General features: G+C 67.6%; 18 protein-coding genes. 14 read left to right on the top strand and 4 right to left on the bottom strand.

What is annotated here, in order from left to right; all coding sequences use genetic code 11:
• Positions 1-47: 47 nt before the first annotated feature.
• Positions 48-941: a transcriptional regulator CynR gene (gene cynR, locus ACWEFV_RS05405; RefSeq protein WP_450069342.1), complete on the bottom strand. Its 894-nt coding sequence runs from the start codon at positions 939-941 to the stop codon at positions 48-50.
• A 107-nt stretch (positions 942-1,048) separates the two neighbouring features.
• On the opposite strand from cynR, the gene ACWEFV_RS05400 reads away from it, so the two are divergent.
• The 4 genes from ACWEFV_RS05400 to ACWEFV_RS05385 all read left to right on the top strand — a co-directional run bounded on the left by ACWEFV_RS05400 (position 1,049) and on the right by ACWEFV_RS05385 (position 4,804).
• A complete protein-coding gene (locus tag ACWEFV_RS05400) occupies positions 1,049-1,507 on the top strand; it encodes a DoxX family protein (protein ID WP_450069341.1) in 459 nt (152 codons plus the stop codon).
• The gene (locus tag ACWEFV_RS05395) at positions 1,504-2,709 is read left to right on the top strand and encodes an amidohydrolase family protein (RefSeq protein WP_450069340.1); all 1,206 of its coding nucleotides are present in this window, start codon (positions 1,504-1,506) and stop codon (positions 2,707-2,709) included. Before ACWEFV_RS05400 ends, ACWEFV_RS05395 begins: the two co-directional genes overlap by 4 nt.
• Positions 2,710-2,779: 70 nt before the next feature.
• Positions 2,780-3,892: a glycoside hydrolase family 76 protein gene (locus ACWEFV_RS05390; protein ID WP_450069339.1), complete on the top strand. Its 1,113-nt coding sequence runs from the start codon at positions 2,780-2,782 to the stop codon at positions 3,890-3,892.
• 3 nt (positions 3,893-3,895) lie between these two features.
• Positions 3,896-4,804 (top strand): LLM class F420-dependent oxidoreductase, encoded by a 909-nt coding sequence (locus tag ACWEFV_RS05385; RefSeq protein ID WP_450069338.1) that lies wholly within the window; start codon positions 3,896-3,898, stop codon positions 4,802-4,804.
• Between the two features lie 79 nt (positions 4,805-4,883).
• Here ACWEFV_RS05385 and ACWEFV_RS05380 read toward each other — a convergent pair whose 3' ends face one another.
• Entirely contained in the window at positions 4,884-5,840 is a 957-nt protein-coding gene (locus ACWEFV_RS05380; RefSeq protein ID WP_450069337.1) for a LysR family transcriptional regulator, read from the bottom strand.
• A gap of 109 nt (positions 5,841-5,949) precedes the next feature.
• On the opposite strand from ACWEFV_RS05380, the gene ACWEFV_RS05375 reads away from it, so the two are divergent.
• From ACWEFV_RS05375 to ACWEFV_RS05340, 8 genes are read left to right on the top strand one after another with little or no spacing between them, the layout of a single operon-like run.
• Positions 5,950-7,098: an XdhC family protein gene (locus ACWEFV_RS05375; RefSeq protein ID WP_450069336.1), complete on the top strand. Its 1,149-nt coding sequence runs from the start codon at positions 5,950-5,952 to the stop codon at positions 7,096-7,098.
• Positions 7,099-7,153: 55 nt separating this feature from the next.
• Positions 7,154-8,056, top strand: coding sequence for an FAD binding domain-containing protein (locus ACWEFV_RS05370; protein ID WP_450069335.1), 903 nt, complete (start codon positions 7,154-7,156; stop codon positions 8,054-8,056).
• A 2-nt stretch (positions 8,057-8,058) separates the two neighbouring features.
• Positions 8,059-8,535, top strand: coding sequence for a (2Fe-2S)-binding protein (locus ACWEFV_RS05365; RefSeq protein ID WP_135452070.1), 477 nt, complete (start codon positions 8,059-8,061; stop codon positions 8,533-8,535).
• Positions 8,532-10,931 (top strand): aerobic carbon-monoxide dehydrogenase large subunit, encoded by a 2,400-nt coding sequence (locus tag ACWEFV_RS05360; RefSeq protein ID WP_450069334.1) that lies wholly within the window; start codon positions 8,532-8,534, stop codon positions 10,929-10,931. The genes ACWEFV_RS05365 and ACWEFV_RS05360 overlap by 4 nt, the downstream gene beginning before the upstream one ends.
• Before the next feature lie 11 nt (positions 10,932-10,942).
• Positions 10,943-11,668, top strand: a complete 726-nt coding sequence (locus tag ACWEFV_RS05355; protein ID WP_450069333.1) for an XdhC family protein — start codon at positions 10,943-10,945, stop codon at positions 11,666-11,668.
• Entirely contained in the window at positions 11,665-12,555 is an 891-nt protein-coding gene (locus ACWEFV_RS05350) for an AAA family ATPase (protein WP_450069332.1), read from the top strand. The genes ACWEFV_RS05355 and ACWEFV_RS05350 overlap by 4 nt, the downstream gene beginning before the upstream one ends.
• On the top strand, positions 12,552-13,187 hold the full coding sequence (locus ACWEFV_RS05345; RefSeq protein WP_450069331.1) for an SRPBCC family protein: 636 nt from the start codon (positions 12,552-12,554) through the stop codon (positions 13,185-13,187). The genes ACWEFV_RS05350 and ACWEFV_RS05345 overlap by 4 nt, the downstream gene beginning before the upstream one ends.
• A complete protein-coding gene (locus ACWEFV_RS05340) occupies positions 13,184-14,371 on the top strand; it encodes a vWA domain-containing protein (RefSeq protein WP_450069330.1) in 1,188 nt (395 codons plus the stop codon). The genes ACWEFV_RS05345 and ACWEFV_RS05340 overlap by 4 nt, the downstream gene beginning before the upstream one ends.
• On the opposite strand, the gene ACWEFV_RS05335 is transcribed toward ACWEFV_RS05340, so the two are convergent.
• Positions 14,368-15,060, bottom strand: a complete 693-nt coding sequence (locus ACWEFV_RS05335; protein ID WP_135452082.1) for a DedA family protein — start codon at positions 15,058-15,060, stop codon at positions 14,368-14,370. The two genes, ACWEFV_RS05340 and ACWEFV_RS05335, sit on opposite strands and share 4 nt — an antisense overlap.
• A gap of 74 nt (positions 15,061-15,134) precedes the next feature.
• Here ACWEFV_RS05335 and fbaA point away from each other — a divergent pair, with 74 nt between their 5' ends.
• Positions 15,135-16,172 (top strand): class II fructose-bisphosphate aldolase, encoded by a 1,038-nt coding sequence (gene fbaA / locus ACWEFV_RS05330; protein WP_135452084.1) that lies wholly within the window; start codon positions 15,135-15,137, stop codon positions 16,170-16,172.
• A gap of 50 nt (positions 16,173-16,222) precedes the next feature.
• Here fbaA and ACWEFV_RS05325 read toward each other — a convergent pair whose 3' ends face one another.
• Positions 16,223-17,014 carry an Rv0361 family membrane protein gene (locus tag ACWEFV_RS05325; RefSeq protein ID WP_450069329.1) on the bottom strand — a complete coding sequence of 264 codons (792 nt, stop codon included), beginning with the start codon at positions 17,012-17,014 and terminating at the stop codon, positions 16,223-16,225.
• 65 nt (positions 17,015-17,079) lie between these two features.
• Between ACWEFV_RS05325 and ACWEFV_RS05320 the strand changes: the two genes are divergently transcribed.
• Positions 17,080-17,496: a DUF3151 domain-containing protein gene (locus ACWEFV_RS05320; RefSeq protein WP_450069328.1), complete on the top strand. Its 417-nt coding sequence runs from the start codon at positions 17,080-17,082 to the stop codon at positions 17,494-17,496.
• Position 17,497: the final 1 nt, after the last annotated feature.

The raw sequence follows: 17,497 nt of genomic DNA, 5'->3' as shown, positions 1-17,497 counted from the left end.
AGCGTCCAATACTTGCTTTCGATTGAAGTTATAGGCAGCACCTATGGCTAGAGATGTCCGTAGCGCGGGCCGTGGCGCACCGCCGTCGCGCTGAAAGCCTGCGCCGCGGCGGACTGGTATCCGGCCTCCCGGTGCAGCAGGACGACCTCGCGTGAGGGCAGCGGGGGATCGGGCCGGATCGGATGCAGGTCGGCGTGTGCCTGGGTGACCGCATCGGGCAGCACCGTGGCCAGCGTGCCGAGTCGCACGAACTCGAGCAGTGCGCTGATGGAGTTGGCCTCGATCACGATGTCCGGTGTGACTCCGTGCGCGGCGAAATAGTCGTCAATGTAGTTGCGGGTGGCGAAGTCTCGGCTCAGCAGGGCCAGGGGTTGGGCGGGCAGTCCTTCGATCGCGAATGTCTCGACGTTCGGAGAATGCGGGTGGGCGGTGCCCACCACGAGGCTGAGCGTCTCGGTGAAGAGCGCGGACGCGGCGACGCCGGCGGTGTGCCGGCCGGCGAACGCGATACCCAGATCGATGCGGTCGGCGAGCAGGTCCGCTTCGATGAGGTCCTGGGTGGTCTCGATGACCGTCAGGGTGACGCCGGGGTGCTGGGCGTGGAACTCCCGCACCAGCGGGCCGATCAGGTAGGCGGTGATCGTCGGCGTCATCGCTATCCGCAGGTGCCCGCGAGTCAGATCCTGGACGTCGTGGACCGCCCGCTGGGCGGCGTCGAGGCCCTGTATGGCCAGCCGGGCGTGCCCGGCGTATGCCGCGCCGGCGTCGGTGAGCCGGACCGTGCGCCCGGAGCGGTCCAGCAGTGTTGCGCCCACCTCGCGTTCGAGCTGTTTGATCTGCTGCGACAGTGTCGGCTGTGACACGTGCAGGGCCTCGGCCGCCCGGGTGAAGTTGCCATGCTCGGCGACGGCGAGCAGGTAGCGGAGATGACGCAGCTCCATCGACCCAATGTATAGGCGATACCTATCGTATCAATGACATCTGCGACTTGGACACTATGGCTGGCGGTCGGCAGAGTTGGAACAAAGAGAAGAAGGAGCACTCCAGAATGGCCATCCGCAACCTACTGATCCTGTTGGCCCGCGTGGGGCTCGGCGTCATCTTTCTGGCGCACGGGTGGCAGAAGTTCGTCACCAACGGGATCGCCGCGACCCAGCAGGGCTTCGCGGCCATGGGCGCCCCGGCACCTGAGTTGTCCGCGGTGGTTGCGGCCACCATCGAATTCGCGGGCGGTATCGGGTTGATCATCGGTCTGGCCACGCCGGTGTGGGCAGCTCTGTTGTTCGCCACCATGGTCGGCGCGTTCCTGATCGCACACACGGGCCATGGGTTGTTCGTCGCGAAGGGCGGGTTCGAGCTGGTACTCGCGCTGGCCGCCCCGATGCTGCTGCTGATCGTCACCGGGGCGGGGCGGTTCAGCGTCGATGGCCTGCTCGGTGCCCGGTTACCTTGGAACCGAGCCATTTTCGCGAACCCATCGCGACCGCTCACTTCGGAGGCGTCATGACCGGCCCGGTGCTCGACGCGCTGGTCGACGTCGTGCTGCCCGACGGCCGTCGGGTCGATGTCACGCTGCGAGAAGGACGGATCGAGGCGATCGTGGATCGCGGACAACCAGATTCGCCGATCGCGGGTCCTGATCGGCACGTCGTCGACTGCGGCGGTGCCCTGCTGCTGCCCGCATTCGTCGACGGCCATTGCCATCTGGACAAGACCTTCTGGGGCGCACCGTGGCAACCGCATCGTTCGTCAGGGTCGCTGCGTGAACGCATTGCCGACGAGCGCGCACTGCGCGCAAAGATCGGAGTTCCCGTCACCACTCGGGCCACCGCGTTGGCCGAGCAGATGGTTTCGCTGGGCACAGGTCACGTTCGCTCCCACGTCGACATCGACCCCGATGTGAAGCTCGCCGGCCTGCACGACCTGCTGGAGGTTCGGGAATCCCTGCGCGACAAGGTCAGCATCCAACTGGTGGCGTTTCCCCAGAGCGGCGTCGTGACCGCCCCGGGCGTACCTGATCTGCTCGATGCAGCCCTGGCCGAGGGCGCAGACGTGATCGGCGGGCTCGACCCGGCGGGGTTCGACGGGAATGTCGACGGTCAGCTTGACGTCGTGTTCGGGCTGGCCGAGCGTCACGGCGCGGGCGTCGACATTCACCTCCACGACGGCGGCGAGATCGGAACCCGGCAACTCTCGGCGATCGCCGAGCGGACGAAAACCCTTGGGATGGGCGGCAAAGTGACCGTCAGCCATGCGTATTGCCTCGGGCAGATCGATGAAGTCGCGCTCGACAGGACCGCGATCGCGCTGGCCGCCGCGGGAGTGGCGGTGATGACCAACGGCCCGGCCGGGACCATGCCGCCGGTGCTGCGATTGCGTGAACACGGTGTCCTCGTGTTCGCCGGCTCGGACAACATCCGCGACGCCTGGTGGTCCTACGGGACGGGCGACATGCTCGAACGAGCCACGATCATCGGCCTTGAGGGCGATCTGATGACCGATGACGAGCTCGGGTTCGCAATGTCGCTGATCACCGACTCCGCCGCCACCGCACTCGGACTCGCCGATTACGGACTGCAGCCGGGTAACCGGGCTGACCTGGTGGTCGTCGCTGCGGCGAACTCCGCCGAAGCGGTGGCCGGGCATCCTGAACGGCGGCTGGTACTGCACGGCGGGCGGGTTGTGCGCGCGGCGGATCAACCGCCCTGACCACGCGAGGGGTGCGGAAACTGCTCGACATGCCGACAATTCGAAGGCCTGGTAAGGCAGGATCGTCAGCATGGATCAGCTATGGGCCAACCGTGCGGCCAGCGCCGAAGCTGCGATCACCCAACGACACCTGACGAAGCTCTGGGGTCTGCCGGGTACCCAGCTCGGTGTGGTGGCCTGGCCGGCGACCAAGAAGTACCGCAAGTTCGGAACCTGGCACTACTGGTGGCAGGCGCATTTGCTGGACACTCTGGTCGACGCGCAGGTGCGTGATCCGCAGCCCGAGCGGATAACCCGCATCGAACGGCAGATCCGTGGGCACCACATCCGCAACAACCTGTCCTGGACCAACAACTACTACGACGACATGGCCTGGCTGGCGCTTGCCCTCGAACGGGCCGGCCGGCTGGTCGGGGTCGAGAAACCCCACGCGCTCAAGAAGTTGTGCGCGCAGTTCGTCGACGCCTGGGTGCCCGAGGACGGCGGCGGCATCCCGTGGCGCAAACAGGATCAGTTCTTCAACGCCCCGGCCAACGGTCCGGCAGGGATCTTTCTGGCCCGCTATGACGACCGGCTGCGCCGGGCCCAGCAGATGGCCGACTGGATCGATGACACCCTGATCGATCCGGAAACGCACCTGGTGTTCGACGGCATCAAGGCCGGTTCGATGGTGCGCGCTCAATACACCTACTGCCAAGGCGTGGTGCTCGGGCTGGAGGTCGAACTCGCGGTGCGCACCGAGGATGCCCGGCACGCCGAGCGGGTGCGCCGCCTGGTGGCCGCGGTGGACAAGGAGATGGCCACCGACGGAGTTATCAAAGGCGCCGGCGGCGGCGACGGGGGGCTGTTCAACGGCATCACGGCGCGGTACCTGGCGCTGGTGGCGAATACCTTGCCGGGGGATACGGCCGACGATCGCGCCGCGCGCGAGACGGCCCACTCGCTCGTCCTCAAATCAGCGCAGGCTGCCTGGGACAACCGCCAGACCGTCGATGGGCTGCCGCTGTTCGGTGCGTTCTGGGAGCAGACCGCCGAGGTGCCCGGGGCCGAAGGCCAGCAGGCGCAGTTCGTCGACGGCGCGGTCAACGCCTCGGCGATCCCCGAACGTGACCTGTCGGTTCAGGTGTCGGGTTGGATGTTGATGGAGGCCGCGCACACGCTGGCCGCAGACGACGAGGAGTAGGACTTGACCCAGGCGCAGCGAGCCAGGATCGATTTTCCGTCCCGGATCGGGGTGTGGTGGGCCAGCGAAACCTGGTCGATGCCGGATGCGCAGGAGGTCGCCCGAGAGATCGAGGCACTCGGCTTCGGCTCGTTGTTCCTGCCCGAGGTCACCGGTAAGGAATGCCTGACGCAGTCGGCGGCTTTCCTGGCCGCGACTCAGCGTCTGGTGGTGGGCACCGGCATCGCCAACATTCACGTCCGGGTGCCCAGTGCGGCCGAGACCGGTGCGCGCACCCTCACCGCGCTGTACCCGGGCCGGTTCGTGCTCGGTCTCGGTGTCAGCCACGGGCCGTTGGTCGAACACGGTCTGGGTGGCGTCTATCAGAAACCACTGGCCACCATGCGCGACTATCTGGACCGGATGGCTGCGGTCCCCGAACAGATCGAGCCGGGCGTCGGCCGCCCGCCGCGGCTGCTGGCCGCGCTGGGCCCCAAGATGATCGAGTTGTCCGGCACCCATGCCGATGGCGCCCACCCGTACCTGGTGACGCCCGAGCAGACCCGCGTCACCCGCGACATCCTCGGCCCGGAGAAATGGATCGTCTCCGAACAGGCGGTGGCCATCGGATCAACCGATGACGATCAACTTCGCCGCGCGCACGCGCACCTGGATGTCTACAGCGGTCTGCCGAACTACCGGAACTCGTGGCTGCGTCAGGGTTTTGACGAGTCCGATCTGGTACGCGGCGGATCCGACCGGCTGGCCCGTGCCGTGGTGGGGATGGGATCGGTCGACAGTGCGGCCAAGGCGGTGACCGCTCATCTGGACGCCGGTGCCGATCACGTTGTGCTGCAGGTGCTCGGTGACAACCCGATGGCGGATCCGCGTCCGGCGCTCCGTGAACTGGCCGGGGCACTCGGGCTGGGCTAGCCAATTGGCGCGAATGGCCAGTTATTGCACGCTGTCGGCGAAGAGCCGTGCAATAACTGGCCACTCGGCGTTCAGTCAGTCAGCTCCACAGGGTCACGTGGACCTTGGGCCGGAACCTGGTGACACCCACCCCTGTTCCGCGGATCATGGCCTGGGTGCAACGCGGGGTCGTGATGAACCGCACCAGTTCGGACACCGCCGGCTGACGGGCCGCCGCGGGCAGGGTCGAGGCAAACCATTCCCCGGCGATCTGCAGGCCCGGACCCTTGACCTGTGCAAGCCTGCCGCTGGTCAGGTCGGCAGCCACGGCGAACCCGATCGTCGGCATCACCCCGCCGACCCGGTGCACTTCCTCCAGAGCGGCCGCATCGCTCTGGAAGATTCGCTGCCGGGCCTCGGGGATCGCGAGGTGTCGCAACATGGTGGCGATCTCACCGTCGACGCTGCCGCCGGCCGGGCCGAGCGTCCATTGCTGCTCCCGCAACTGGCCAGGGCTCGGGGACCGTCCGGCCAGCGGGCTGTCCGGGCTGGTCACCGTGATGATCTGGTACTTCAGGAATGCGCGCACGGCGAGCGTGGCGTCATCGCCCTCCGGTGGCGGGCCCAGCGCGATGTCGATCGCACGGGTGGCGATCAGGTCGGCGAAGCGGCTGGCCGGGTGGACACTCAGCTCGACCGAAAGGTCGTCGGCGCGTGAGGAGAACAGCTCGATGAGCCCCGGTGCAGCGTGTTCGGCGAACGCGCTGGATGCCGCGATGCGCAACAGCCGTCGACCGTGCGCGGCCTCGGTCACCTCGATCGCCGTCTGCTGCTGCAGGCCGAGGATCTCCACGGCGCGGCTTGCCAGGCGCAGGCCACCCGGGGTGAAGGCCAGGCCGGCCGCGGTGCGGGTGAACAGCGGATCGTCGAGTTCCTTGCGCAGTTGGGCGACGTGCATCGAGATCCCGGCGTCGGACATACCCAGTTCCTCGGCCGCGGCCCGCACCGAGCCCAGTCGGACGACCGCCGAAAACGCACGCAGCTGCGCGGGTGTCACGATTGCAGCCTAGAACGCGTCGAACGAAAGGGACGTGCGGTTGAGTCGCGCCGCAGGCGGTGCCGAGATCCTTGTAACGGAGTGGCCCGGCACGCTCTAGGTTGAAACCGTGAGAGATGTGCTGAGCACCTTGTTGGCGGTGTGGCGTGCAGGTGACACCGCGGGTGTCGGGACTGTGGTGCGCACCTTTCGGTCGGCACCGCGCCCTGCGGGTGCGGCGATGGTCGTCGCTCCCGACGGAACCGTCGCCGGGTCAGTCTCGGGCGGCTGCGTCGAGGGGGCGGTGTACGAACTGGCCACCGAGGTGATGGCGAGTGGCACCCCGGTGCTGCAGCGCTACGGCGTCAGCGACGATGACGCCTTCGAGGTCGGCCTCACGTGCGGCGGCATCCTCGACGTGTTCGTGGAACCGGTGTCGCAGAAGACGTTTCATCAGTTGAGTGCCATCGCCGAGGACATCGACGCGCACATCCCGGTCGCGGTGGCCATGGTCATCGCCCATCCCGACGCGTCGTGGGTCGGCAGGCGGCTGGTGGTGCACCGAGACGCCTCGGACGGCTCGCTGGGGTCACCGCGCGCGGACGCCGCGGTCACCGACGACGCCCGTGGGCTGCTGGCAGCGGGGCGCAGTGAGGTGCTGACCTATGGTCCCGACGGTCAGCGCCGGGGTGAGGGCATGGAGGTCTTCGTCGCGAGCCACGCGCCGCGGCCCCGGATGCTGGTGTTCGGCGCGATCGACTTCGCGGCAGCCGTCGCCCAGCAGGGCGCGTTCCTGGGTTACCGGGTCACGGTGTGCGACGCCCGCCCGGTGTTCGCCACCTCGGCGCGGTTCCCGACCGCCGACGAGGTGGTGGTGGACTGGCCGCACCGGTACCTGGCCGCCCAGGCTGAGGCAGGCGCGATCGATGCCCGCACGGTGATCTGCGTGCTGACCCATGACCCCAAGTTCGACGTGCCCCTGCTCGAGGTGGCGCTGCGATTGCCCGCGGCCGCTTACATCGGCGCGATGGGATCGCGGCGAACCCACGAGGACCGGTTGGCCCGGCTGCGTGATGCCGGGCTCACCGAGGCCGAGCTGGCCAGGTTGTCCAGCCCGATCGGGCTGGACCTCGGCGGCCGGACCCCGGAGGAGACGGCGGTGTCCATCGCTGCCGAGATCATCGCCCAGCGCTGGGGAGGTGGCGGGCGACCGCTGGCCCAGACCGGCGGTCGTATCCACCATGAGCAGGGCGAACTCCGGGTGCTGCCGGCCAGTTAAGTAATCGCTTAACTGGCTGTTGACGCCGGCGTCAGCAGGGTGTGAGCTGGCTCACATGCAAGTTCCCGGCCCCTTTGAGTACGAACGCGCCACCAGCGTCGACCACGCGGTCGGACTGCTGGACCGGTTGGGCGAGGACGCCAGGATCGTCGCCGGCGGGCACAGCCTGCTGCCGATGATGAAACTGCGCATCGCCAACCCCGAGTATCTGGTCGACATCAACGACCTCGCCGCCGAGCTCGGCTATATCGTCACCGATCCCACCCTGGTCCGCATCGGGGCGATGGCTCGGCACCGCCAGGTGCTGGAGTCCGATCGGTTGGCGGCGATGTGCCCGATCTTCCGTGACGCCGAACGGGTGATCGCCGACCCCGTCGTGCGCAATCGCGGCACCCTCGGCGGCTCGCTCTGCCAGGCCGACCCGGCCGAGGACCTGAGCACCGTATGCAGGGTCCTCTCGGCGGTATGCCTGGTCCACGGACCGGCCGGAGACCGGGAGATCCCCATCGACGACTTCCTCGTGGGGCCCTACGAGACCGCGCTGGCCCACAACGAGATGCTGATCGAGGTCCGGATCCCGGTGCGCCACCGCACCTCCAGCGCATACGCGAAAGTCGAACGCCGCGTGGGGGACTGGGCCGTGACCGCCGCCGGCGTCCAGGTATCGTTGTCCGCTGATTCGGACGGGGCTTCGATCGCGGCGGCCCGCGTCGGTCTGACCGCGGTGAACGCCGACTGGGACGCTCTGCGTGCATTGTCGGACTCGTTGGTGGGCAGGCCCGCTGTCGAGGAGACCTTCGCCGACGCGGGTGCGGCCGCGGCACAGGCCTGCGCCCCGGTCAGCGATATGCGCGGCAGTGCCGACTACAAGCGTCATCTGGCGTCCGAACTGACCATCCGCACGCTGCGCGCCTCGGTCGATCGGGTGCACAACGCCCCTGCGCTGGAAGGGAATTAACCATGCAGGTCAACATGACGGTCAACGGCGAAGCGGTCAGCGCCGAGATCGAACCGCGGATGCTGCTGGTGCACTTCCTGCGCGACCAGTTGGGGCTGACCGGAACCCACTGGGGCTGCGACACGTCGAACTGCGGCACGTGTGTCGTCGATGTCGACGGCGAACCGGTGAAATCCTGCACCATGCTGGCGGCGATGGCCTCCGGGCATGCGATCCGCACGGTCGAGGGCATGGAGGTCGACGGCCATCTCGATCCGGTGCAGGAAGGGTTCATGCAGTGCCATGGACTGCAATGCGGGTTCTGCACTCCGGGCATGATGATCACCGCCCGCGCGCTGCTCGATCGCAACCCGGACCCGACCGAAGATGAGATCCGCGAGGCCATCTCGGGTCAGATCTGCCGCTGTACCGGCTACACCACGATCGTGCGATCCGTGCTGTGGGCCGCGCGGCACGCTCGCGAGGAGGCGAAGGCATGACGACGCTGGAGAACCCGGTCAGCCGACCCGAGGACACCGCAACCAACGACGCGAAACCCTGCGGTCACGGCCGGATGCTGCGCAAGGAGGACCCGCGATTCATCCGGGGCCGCGGCACCTACGTCGACGATGTCACGCTCCCCGGCATGCTGCACCTGGCCATTCTGCGCTCGCCGTACGCGCACGCCAGGATCGCCGGCATCGATGTGACTGCGGCGCAGGCACATCCGAAGGTCCATGCAGTGGTCACCGGTGCCGACCTGGCCGAGAAGGGCCTGGCCTGGATGCCGACGCTGTCCAACGACGTACAGGCCGTGCTGGCCACCGACAAGGTCCGCTTCCAGGGGCAGGAGGTGGCCTTCGTGGTCGCCGAGGATCGGTACTCGGCCCGGGATGCCCTGGAACTCATCGACGTCGACTACGACCCGCTGGACCCGGTGATCGACGCCCGTCACGCACTGGACGCGGACGCCCCGGTGATCCGCACCGACCTCGACGGCAAGGCGGACAATCACTGCTTCGACTGGCAGACCGGGGATGCCGCGGCCACCGACGCGGCCTTCGCCAAAGCCGATGTCGTGGTCAAACAGGAGATCGTCTACCCGCGTGTGCATCCCGCACCGATGGAGACCTGCGGTGCGGTCGCCGATCTGGATCCCGTGACCGGCAAGCTCACCCTGTGGTGCACTTCCCAGGCCCCGCATGCGCACCGCACCTTGTACGCGCTGGTCGCCGGCCTACCCGAGCACAAGATCCGGGTGATCTCGCCGGACATCGGTGGCGGGTTCGGTAACAAGGTGCCGATCTATCCCGGCTACGTCTGTGCCATCGTCGGGTCTCTGCTGCTGGGCAAGCCGGTCAAATGGATGGAGGACCGCAGCGAAAACCTCACCAGCACAGGGTTTGCGCGGGATTACATCATGGTCGGTGAGATCGCCGCGACCGCCGACGGCAAGATCCTGGCGATCCGGTCCAACGTGCTGGCCGACCACGGTGCCTTCAACGGCACCGCGGCCCCGGTGAAATACCCCGCGGGTTTCTTCGGCGTGTTCACCGGCAGCTATGACATCGAGGCGGCCTACTGCCACATGACCGCGGTGTACACCAACAAAGCACCCGGCGGCGTGGCCTATGCCTGCTCATTCCGCATCACCGAGGCGGTGTACTTCGTCGAGCGTCTGGTGGACTGCCTGGCCTATGAACTCAAGATGGATCCGGCTGAGCTGCGGCTGCGAAACCTGTTGAAACCCGAGCAGTTCCCGTACAAATCCAAGACCGGTTGGGTGTATGACTCCGGCGAGTACGAGAAGACGATGCGGCTCGCGATGGAGATGATCGGTTACGAGGGCCTGCGCGCCGAACAGCGGGAGAAACGCGAGCGTGGAGAACTCATGGGCATCGGCATGTCGTTCTTCACCGAGGCCGTGGGCGCCGGCCCGCGCAAGGACATGGACATCCTCGGTCTCGGCATGGCCGACGGCTGTGAACTGCGGGTGCACCCGACCGGAAAAGCTGTGGTGCGGTTGAGTGTTCAGACCCAGGGACAGGGCCACGAGACGACCTTCGCCCAGATCGTGGCCGAGGAACTGGGGATCCCGCCCGAGGACATCGATGTCGTGCACGGCGACACCGACCAGACCCCGTTCGGCCTGGGCACCTACGGCAGCCGGTCCACGCCGGTGTCGGGCGCGGCGGCCGCGCTCGTCGCGCGCAAGGTCCGTGACAAGGCCAAGATCATCGCGTCCGGGATGCTGGAGGCTTCGGTCGCCGATCTGGAATGGGACAAGGGCAGCTTCCACGTCAGGGGCGATCCGACGGCGTCGGTCACCATCGCCGACATCGCGATGCGCGCCCACGGTGCGGGCGATCTTCCGGAGGGGATCGAGGGCGGTCTGGATGCCCAGATCTGTTATAACCCGGAGAATCTCACCTACCCGTACGGGGCGTACTTCTGCGTCGTCGACGTCGACCCGGGTACCGCCGTGGTCAAGGTGCGCCGGTTCCTCGCGGTCGACGACTGCGGCACCCGGATCAATCCGATGATCATCGAGGGGCAGGTGCACGGCGGTCTGGTCGACGGCATCGGCATGGCCTTGATGGAGATGATCGCCTTCGACGAAGACGGCAACTGCCTGGGCGGATCGTTGATGGACTACCTCATCCCCACCGCGATGGAGGTGCCGCACTTCGAGACCGGGCACACCGTCACCCCGTCGCCGCACCACCCGATCGGAGCCAAGGGCATCGGCGAGTCCGCGACGGTGGGCTCACCGCCCGCCGTGGTGAATGCCGTGGTGGATGCGTTGGCGCCGTTCGGGGTTCGGCACGCGGACATGCCGCTGACCCCGTCGCGGGTGTGGGAAGCCATGCAGGGGCGGGCCACGCCGCCCATCTAGATGGAGTGCAGATGACTCTGAGCGAGCGCGTCGCGCAACTTCGCCGGGCACGAACGCCATTCGTGCATGCGACGGTGGTGCGCGCGCAGCAGCCCACCTCGGTACATCCCGGGGATGAGGCGATCCTGTTGGCCGACGGCACAATCGAGGGGTTCGTCGGCGGACATTGCGCTCAGAACTCGGTCCGCAAGGCAGCGCTGGGGGCGCTGCAGGTGGGCGAGAGTGTACTTCTGCGCGTGTTACCCGACGGCGATGTGCATTTCCCGGAGGCCCCGGGTGCCTGCGTGGTCGTCAATCCCTGTCTGTCCGGCGGCGCGTTGGAGATCTTCCTGGCGCCCGAGGTGCCCGCGCCGCTGGTACAGATCTTCGGTGGCACACCGATCGCCGACGCCATGGTCGAGCTGTGCGCGATCCTCGGCTATGAGGTGCGGCGGCTCGACGATCCCGGCTCCGACCCCGGGGATGCCACCGCCGTCGTGATCGCCAGTCTCGGTGGTCCCGAAGGCCAGGTGATCCGGGCCGCGCTGGACGCCGGGGTCGGCTACATCGGGCTGGTCGCCAGCCGGGTGCGCGGGGCGTCCATCCTGGACGGACTGGAATTGACGGAAGCCGAACGTGCCAGCGTGCACACCCCGGTCGGCCTGGCTATCGGCGCGAAAACCCCGGCCGAGATCGCTGTTTCGATCGTCGCCGAGGTCATCGAAGGCATCAGGGTCGGCGGGCTCCGCGGCGCATGAACACTGACCCGGTCTTCTCCTGCGTCGAGGATGTGGTGCGGCGGTTCGACGCCAGCGGTTACCTGCTGGGTGAAGGCACCGCGACAGCCATCTATCTCGCCGTGACGATGGGACGCCCGCTGTTGCTGGAGGGCGAGCCGGGCGTAGGCAAGACCACCGCGGCCAAAACGCTGGCGGCCGTGTTGGATACCCCACTGGTCAGGCTGCAGTGTTACGAAGGGCTGACCACGAGCGAGGCCCTCTACGACTGGAACTACCAGCGCCAGCTGCTGTCCATCCGGTTGGCCGAAGCTCGCGGCGGCGAACAACTCGACGAGGCACACCTCTACACCGAGGCCTACCTCATGGACCGGCCGATCCTGCAGTGCGTGCGGCACCGCGGACCGCGGCCGCCGGTGCTGCTGGTCGACGAGATCGACCGGGCCGACGACGAATTCGAGGCGCTGCTGCTGGAGTTCCTCGGCGAGGCGGCGGTCACCGTGCCCGAGTTGGGTACCTTCGTCGCCGAGCGACCGCCCATCGTGGTGCTGACGTCGAACCGCAGTCGCGATCTGCACGATGCGTTGCGCCGTCGCTGCCTCTACCACTGGATCGAATACCCGCAGCGCGCCCACGCCGTCGCGATCGTCCGCCGCACGGTGCCCGGTGCCACCGACCCGCTCATCGAGCGGGCTGCCCAATTCGTCGGCACGGCAAGGGATCTCGACCTCGACAAGCCGCCCGGTATCGCCGAGATCATCGACTGGGTGGCCGCCCTGGTGACATTGGGAGTCGGTGACCTGGTGGACCCCGCCGCATTGGAGACCCTCGGGGCCCTGGCCAAGACCCCCGACGACACGGGACTGCTCCGTGACGCACTGCTGGAACTGAGAGGAAGCGCCCTATGAAGATCGCCAACGAGTTCACCGTCAGCGTGCCCGTCGACGAGGCCTGGGACCTGCTCACCGACCTCGAGCAGGTGGTCCCCCTGATGCCGGGCGCACAGCTGACCGGTCACGAGGGCGAGGACACCTTGGGCAAGGTGAAGATCAAGGTCGGCCCGGTCACCAGTGAGTTCACCGGCAAGGTCCACTTCGTCGAGCAGAACCGCGACGAGCATCGGGCCGTCATCGATGCGTTGGGCAAGGAAGCGCGGGGTACCGGCAATGCCGCCGCCACCGTGACCGCCCGGTTGCACGACGCGGGGCAGGCCACCCGCGTCACCGTCGACACCGACCTCAAGGTCGTGGGCAAGCTCGCGCAGTTCGGTAGCGGCATGCTGCAGGACGTTTCGGAGAAACTGCTGGGCCAGTTCGTCGAGTCGCTGGAGGCCAAGCTCGCCGGCCAGAAAGCTCCGGTGAAGCCCGCCGACACGCCCTTAGCGGCCGCCACTCCCGAACCCCAGCCGATCGATCTGCTGGATCTGGCCGGCGGCAGCGCACTCAAGCGGTATGGCCCGCGAGTCGCCGGTGCCTTTCTCCTGGCGGCGCTGGTGTTCACGATCGGCCGTCTGCGGATGGCCAGGCACGCTCGCCGGTGACGTCGTCCCTGCTACGCGGGGTCGACCTGGCGGCGTTCGCCGTCGCGCTGGTCGACCGGCTGCGCGCGGGTGGGGTGACGGTGTCCGCGGTCGGTCCCTCGACCCTGGTCCAGGCGATGCACGAGCTGGTGCCCGCCGCGCGGTCTCGGCTGTACTGGGCGGCGCGGCTCGCACTCGTCACCCGTGTCGAGGATCTGCCTGCCTTTGACGCCGTGTTCGACGCGGTTTTCGCCGACGCCGTGGTCGGCCTGGATCCGCCGGGTCTCAAGCGGTCGGCGTTGTCGTCGACCGTGCCCGCTCAGAACTCGAGGACCGAGGACGGCGAGGCCATCGACGGCGACGACGAATTGCCGTGGACGACCAGGCCCGCGTCCGTCGCGGCAGCGACCGGGGCGCCGGAGGGCAGTGCATTGCCCGACCTGATGCCCAGCTGGATGGCCGCGCGGGCTGACGAACCGTTCGATCGGTTCGACACCGACGAACTGAGACGGATCGGAGCCTGGCTGGAAAGCGCGGAAGCCCGCTGGCCGCACCGCCGTACGCTGCGGCGGCGCCGTCACCCGGCCGGCCGGCGCGTCGACCTCAGGGAAACCATCAGGGCATCCCGGACCACCGGTTGGGAGCCGTTGCGGGTGGCCAGGACACTGGCCCGACTCCGCCCCCGGCGGGTGGTGCTGGTGTGCGACGTCAGCGGATCGATGCAGCCGTATGCCGCGGTGTATCTGCATCTGATGCGCGCGGCGGCGGTCCACCGGCGGACCCGACCCGAAGTGTTCGCGTTCGCGACCACGCTCACCCGGCTCACTGCCGTGCTGTCGCACCGGTCTGCCGAGGTGTCGTTGGCCCGGGCCAACGAGAAGGTGGCCGACCGCTACGGCGGTACGCGCCTGGCCCGGTCGATCGGTGCGTTGTTGAGCGGTCCGCACGGTCATGCGTTGCGCGGTGCCGTGGTGGTGATCGCCTCCGACGGCTGGGATTCGGACCCGCCCGAACTACTGCGGCGCGAGATGGTCCGGTTGCGCCGGCGGGCACACCTGGTGGTGTGGCTCAACCCGCGGGCGGCGGCACCGGGATATGCGCCCCTGGCCGGGTCGATGGCGGCAGCCTTGCCGCTGTGCGATCACTTTCTACCGGCACACACACTCACCGGCTTGCGGGAGGTGTTCGATGTGCTCGGTGGTTAGACCTGCTCGGCGGACTTCTTCGCGGCGCGGCGGCGCTTGAACCACTCGATGAACATCGGTGCCACCGAGGCGACGACGATCAGGATGAAGATCGGCTCCAGCAGCTTCTGGATGATCTCGAACTGGCCCAGCCAGTAGCCGAGCAGCACGAGGCCGACGCCCCACACGATCGCGCCCAGGACGTTGAACGTCGTGAACACCGAATAACGCATCTTGGCGGCGCCGGCGACGATGGGTGCCAGGGTCCGCACGATCGGCACGAAACGGGCGATGACGATCGCGAACGGACCGCGCTGCTCGAAGAAGGCGTGGGCCTCGTCGAGGTACTTCTGCTTCAGAATCCGGGCGTCGGGCTTGAACATCTCGACACCGATGAACCGGCCGATGAAGTAGCCGACCTGGCCGCCGAGGATCGCCGCCACCGGGATGAACACCAGCAGCTGCCAGAGTTCGAAGTTGGCGTTGACCGCCGTTCCCTGGGCGGCAGTGCCTGCCGCGAGCATGCCCGCGACGAACAGCAACGAGTCACCCGGCAGGACTGGGAACAACACCCCGGACTCGACGAAGACGACGACCAGGATGCCCACCAGGGCCCAGGTGCCGAAGGATCCGATGAGGTGCACCGGATCCATGAAATCCGGCATGAGCGCCAGATTGGTCGTAGCCTCAGGGAGGGCGATGTCGATCACGACTCCCTAGGGTACCTGGGTCCCACCACCGGTCTTCACCTGCGACAACCCGCGACAAGATAGAAGGACAAGCCATGCCGATCGCCACGCCTGAGGTCTATGCCGAGATGCTGGGCCGGGCCAAGGAGCACTCCTTCGCATTCCCGGCCATCAACTGCACGTCGTCGGAAACGATCAACGCCGCCATCAAGGGTTTCGCCGACGCGGGCAGCGACGGCATCATCCAGTTCTCGACCGGTGGGGCCGAGTTCGGCTCCGGGCTCGGCGTCAAGGACATGGTGACGGGCGCCGTCGCGCTGGCGGAGTTCGCCCACGTGATCGCCGACAAGTACCCGATCACGGTGGCCCTGCACACCGATCACTGTCCGAAGGACAAGCTGGACACGTATGTACGGCCGTTGCTGGCCATCTCCGCCGAGCGGGTCGCCGCCGGCCGCAATCCGTTGTTCCAGTCGCACATGTGGGACGGCTCGGCTGTCCCGATCGACGAGAACCTGACCATCGCCCAGGAGCTGCTGAAGCTCGCGGCGGCGGCCAAGATCATCCTCGAGGTCGAGATCGGCGTGGTCGGCGGTGAAGAGGACGGCGTCGAGGCCGAGATCAACGAGAAGCTCTACACCTCCTCGGAGGACTTCGAGAAGACCATAGACGCGCTCGGCGCCGGTGAGCAGGGGGCGTACCTGCTGGCCGCGACGTTCGGCAACGTGCACGGCGTGTACAAGCCCGGCAACGTGGTGCTCAAGCCCGACGTGCTGGCCGAGGGGCAGCGGGTGGCCGCCGCCAAGCTCGGATTGCCCAGTGATGCAAAGCCTTTCGACTTCGTCTTCCATGGCGGGTCGGGTTCGCTGAAGTCCGAGATCGAAGATTCCCTCAAATACGGCGTGGTGAAGATGAACGTCGACACCGACACCCAGTACGCCTTCACCCGTCCGCTGGCCGCGCACATGTTCACCAACTACGACGGGGTGCTCAAGGTCGACGGCGAGGTCGGCAACAAGAAGGTGTACGACCCGCGCAGCTACCTGAAAAAGGCCGAGGCGTCGATGTCCGAGCGCGTCATCGAGGCCTGCAACGACCTGCACAGCGCCGGGCGTAGCGTCACCGGCGGTTAGGTGGCCAGTCGGAGCCAGAGCTTGCGTCCGCGCGGCGTCACCCGATCAGGTCAACCGGTGGGCGCCTGGCAGATCTTCCACTGATTGTCGCGGAACTGGAGGTCGAAGCTGCGGGTGGATCGCGTTTGCGGGGCAAAGGCCATGAAGCTGGTGACGTTGGCTTCGGCGTGGTCGCCGTTGACGACCACCTGGTCGATGCTGGCCACCACGGGGTACTGCTTGGCGGCCTCCACCCGGGCGTGGGTTTCATCCCAGGCCTTCTGGTCGTATTTGACGTAGTTGTCGCGGGTGGTGCCGCAGGTGATCGACCGCAGGGCGGCCAGGTCGCCGCGCTGGATGGCTGAGTCGAAGTTCTGGATCGTCGTGCGGACGTCGTCGTCCTGGGAGGCGGCCGTCGACGATGTGCGGGTCAGCAGGACGGTGCCGAGTACTGCGATGGCTACCAGGGCCGCGATCACCAATATGACTGCGACCACCCACCCCCAGCTGCGGCGGGCAGCGGGCTGTGGCTCCTGATCTGGATCTTCGCGCGGCGGAATGACTTGTGGGGCAGCACCTTTAGGCGCCTCGGCGGCGACGGTATCGCCCTCGTCGGGCGGCGCGAAGATCTCGGTCTCCGGGTCGGGAGGGGTGTCGATCTTCTGCGTGGACCCGTCGAATCCGGACGGTGCGGTGAATCGTCGCTCTTCGTTGAGGTGCACTTCCCCGGTGACTTCGTCGGCTGAGCCGAAAATCTCGGTGGCCGGTTCGGTCACCTCGGACATGTTCGGCAACTCGACCTTCTCGGTCGGTGTGTCGCTGTGGTCGGTGCGGTCCTCGTCAGGTCCCGTTGGGTTCGACATCCCTGGTGCGGTCCTCCCCGTACGTCGGTACCGGTGGAGCTTATCGGTCGGTGCACAATAGGCCCATGACACGGATGGGTGATTTGTTGGGGCCGGAACCGGTCTTCCTTCCAGGGGACCCTGAGGCCGAGGACGAATTGGCTGCGGGGGAGAAGGCGGCCGTGGTGGCCGCCGCCCACCCGTCGGCGTCGATCGCCTGGGCGGTACTGGCCGAGAAGGCGCTCGCCGATGACAAGGCCGTCACCGCATACGCGTACGCCCGCACCGGTTATCACCGCGGGCTGGATCAGTTGCGCCGCAACGGCTGGAAGGGGTTCGGCCCGGTGCCGTTCGCCCATGAGCCGAACCAGGGATTCCTGCGGTGCGTGGCCTCGCTGGCCCGGGCCGCCGACGACATCGGCGAGACCGACGAGTTCCAGCGGTGCCTGGATCTGCTCGACGACTGCGATCCGTTGGCGCGGGCCGAGCTCGGCCTGGCCTGAG

Source organism: Mycobacterium sp. NPDC004974, from assembly GCF_053600815.1.
This window is presented reverse-complemented; position numbering and strand designations above follow the sequence as displayed.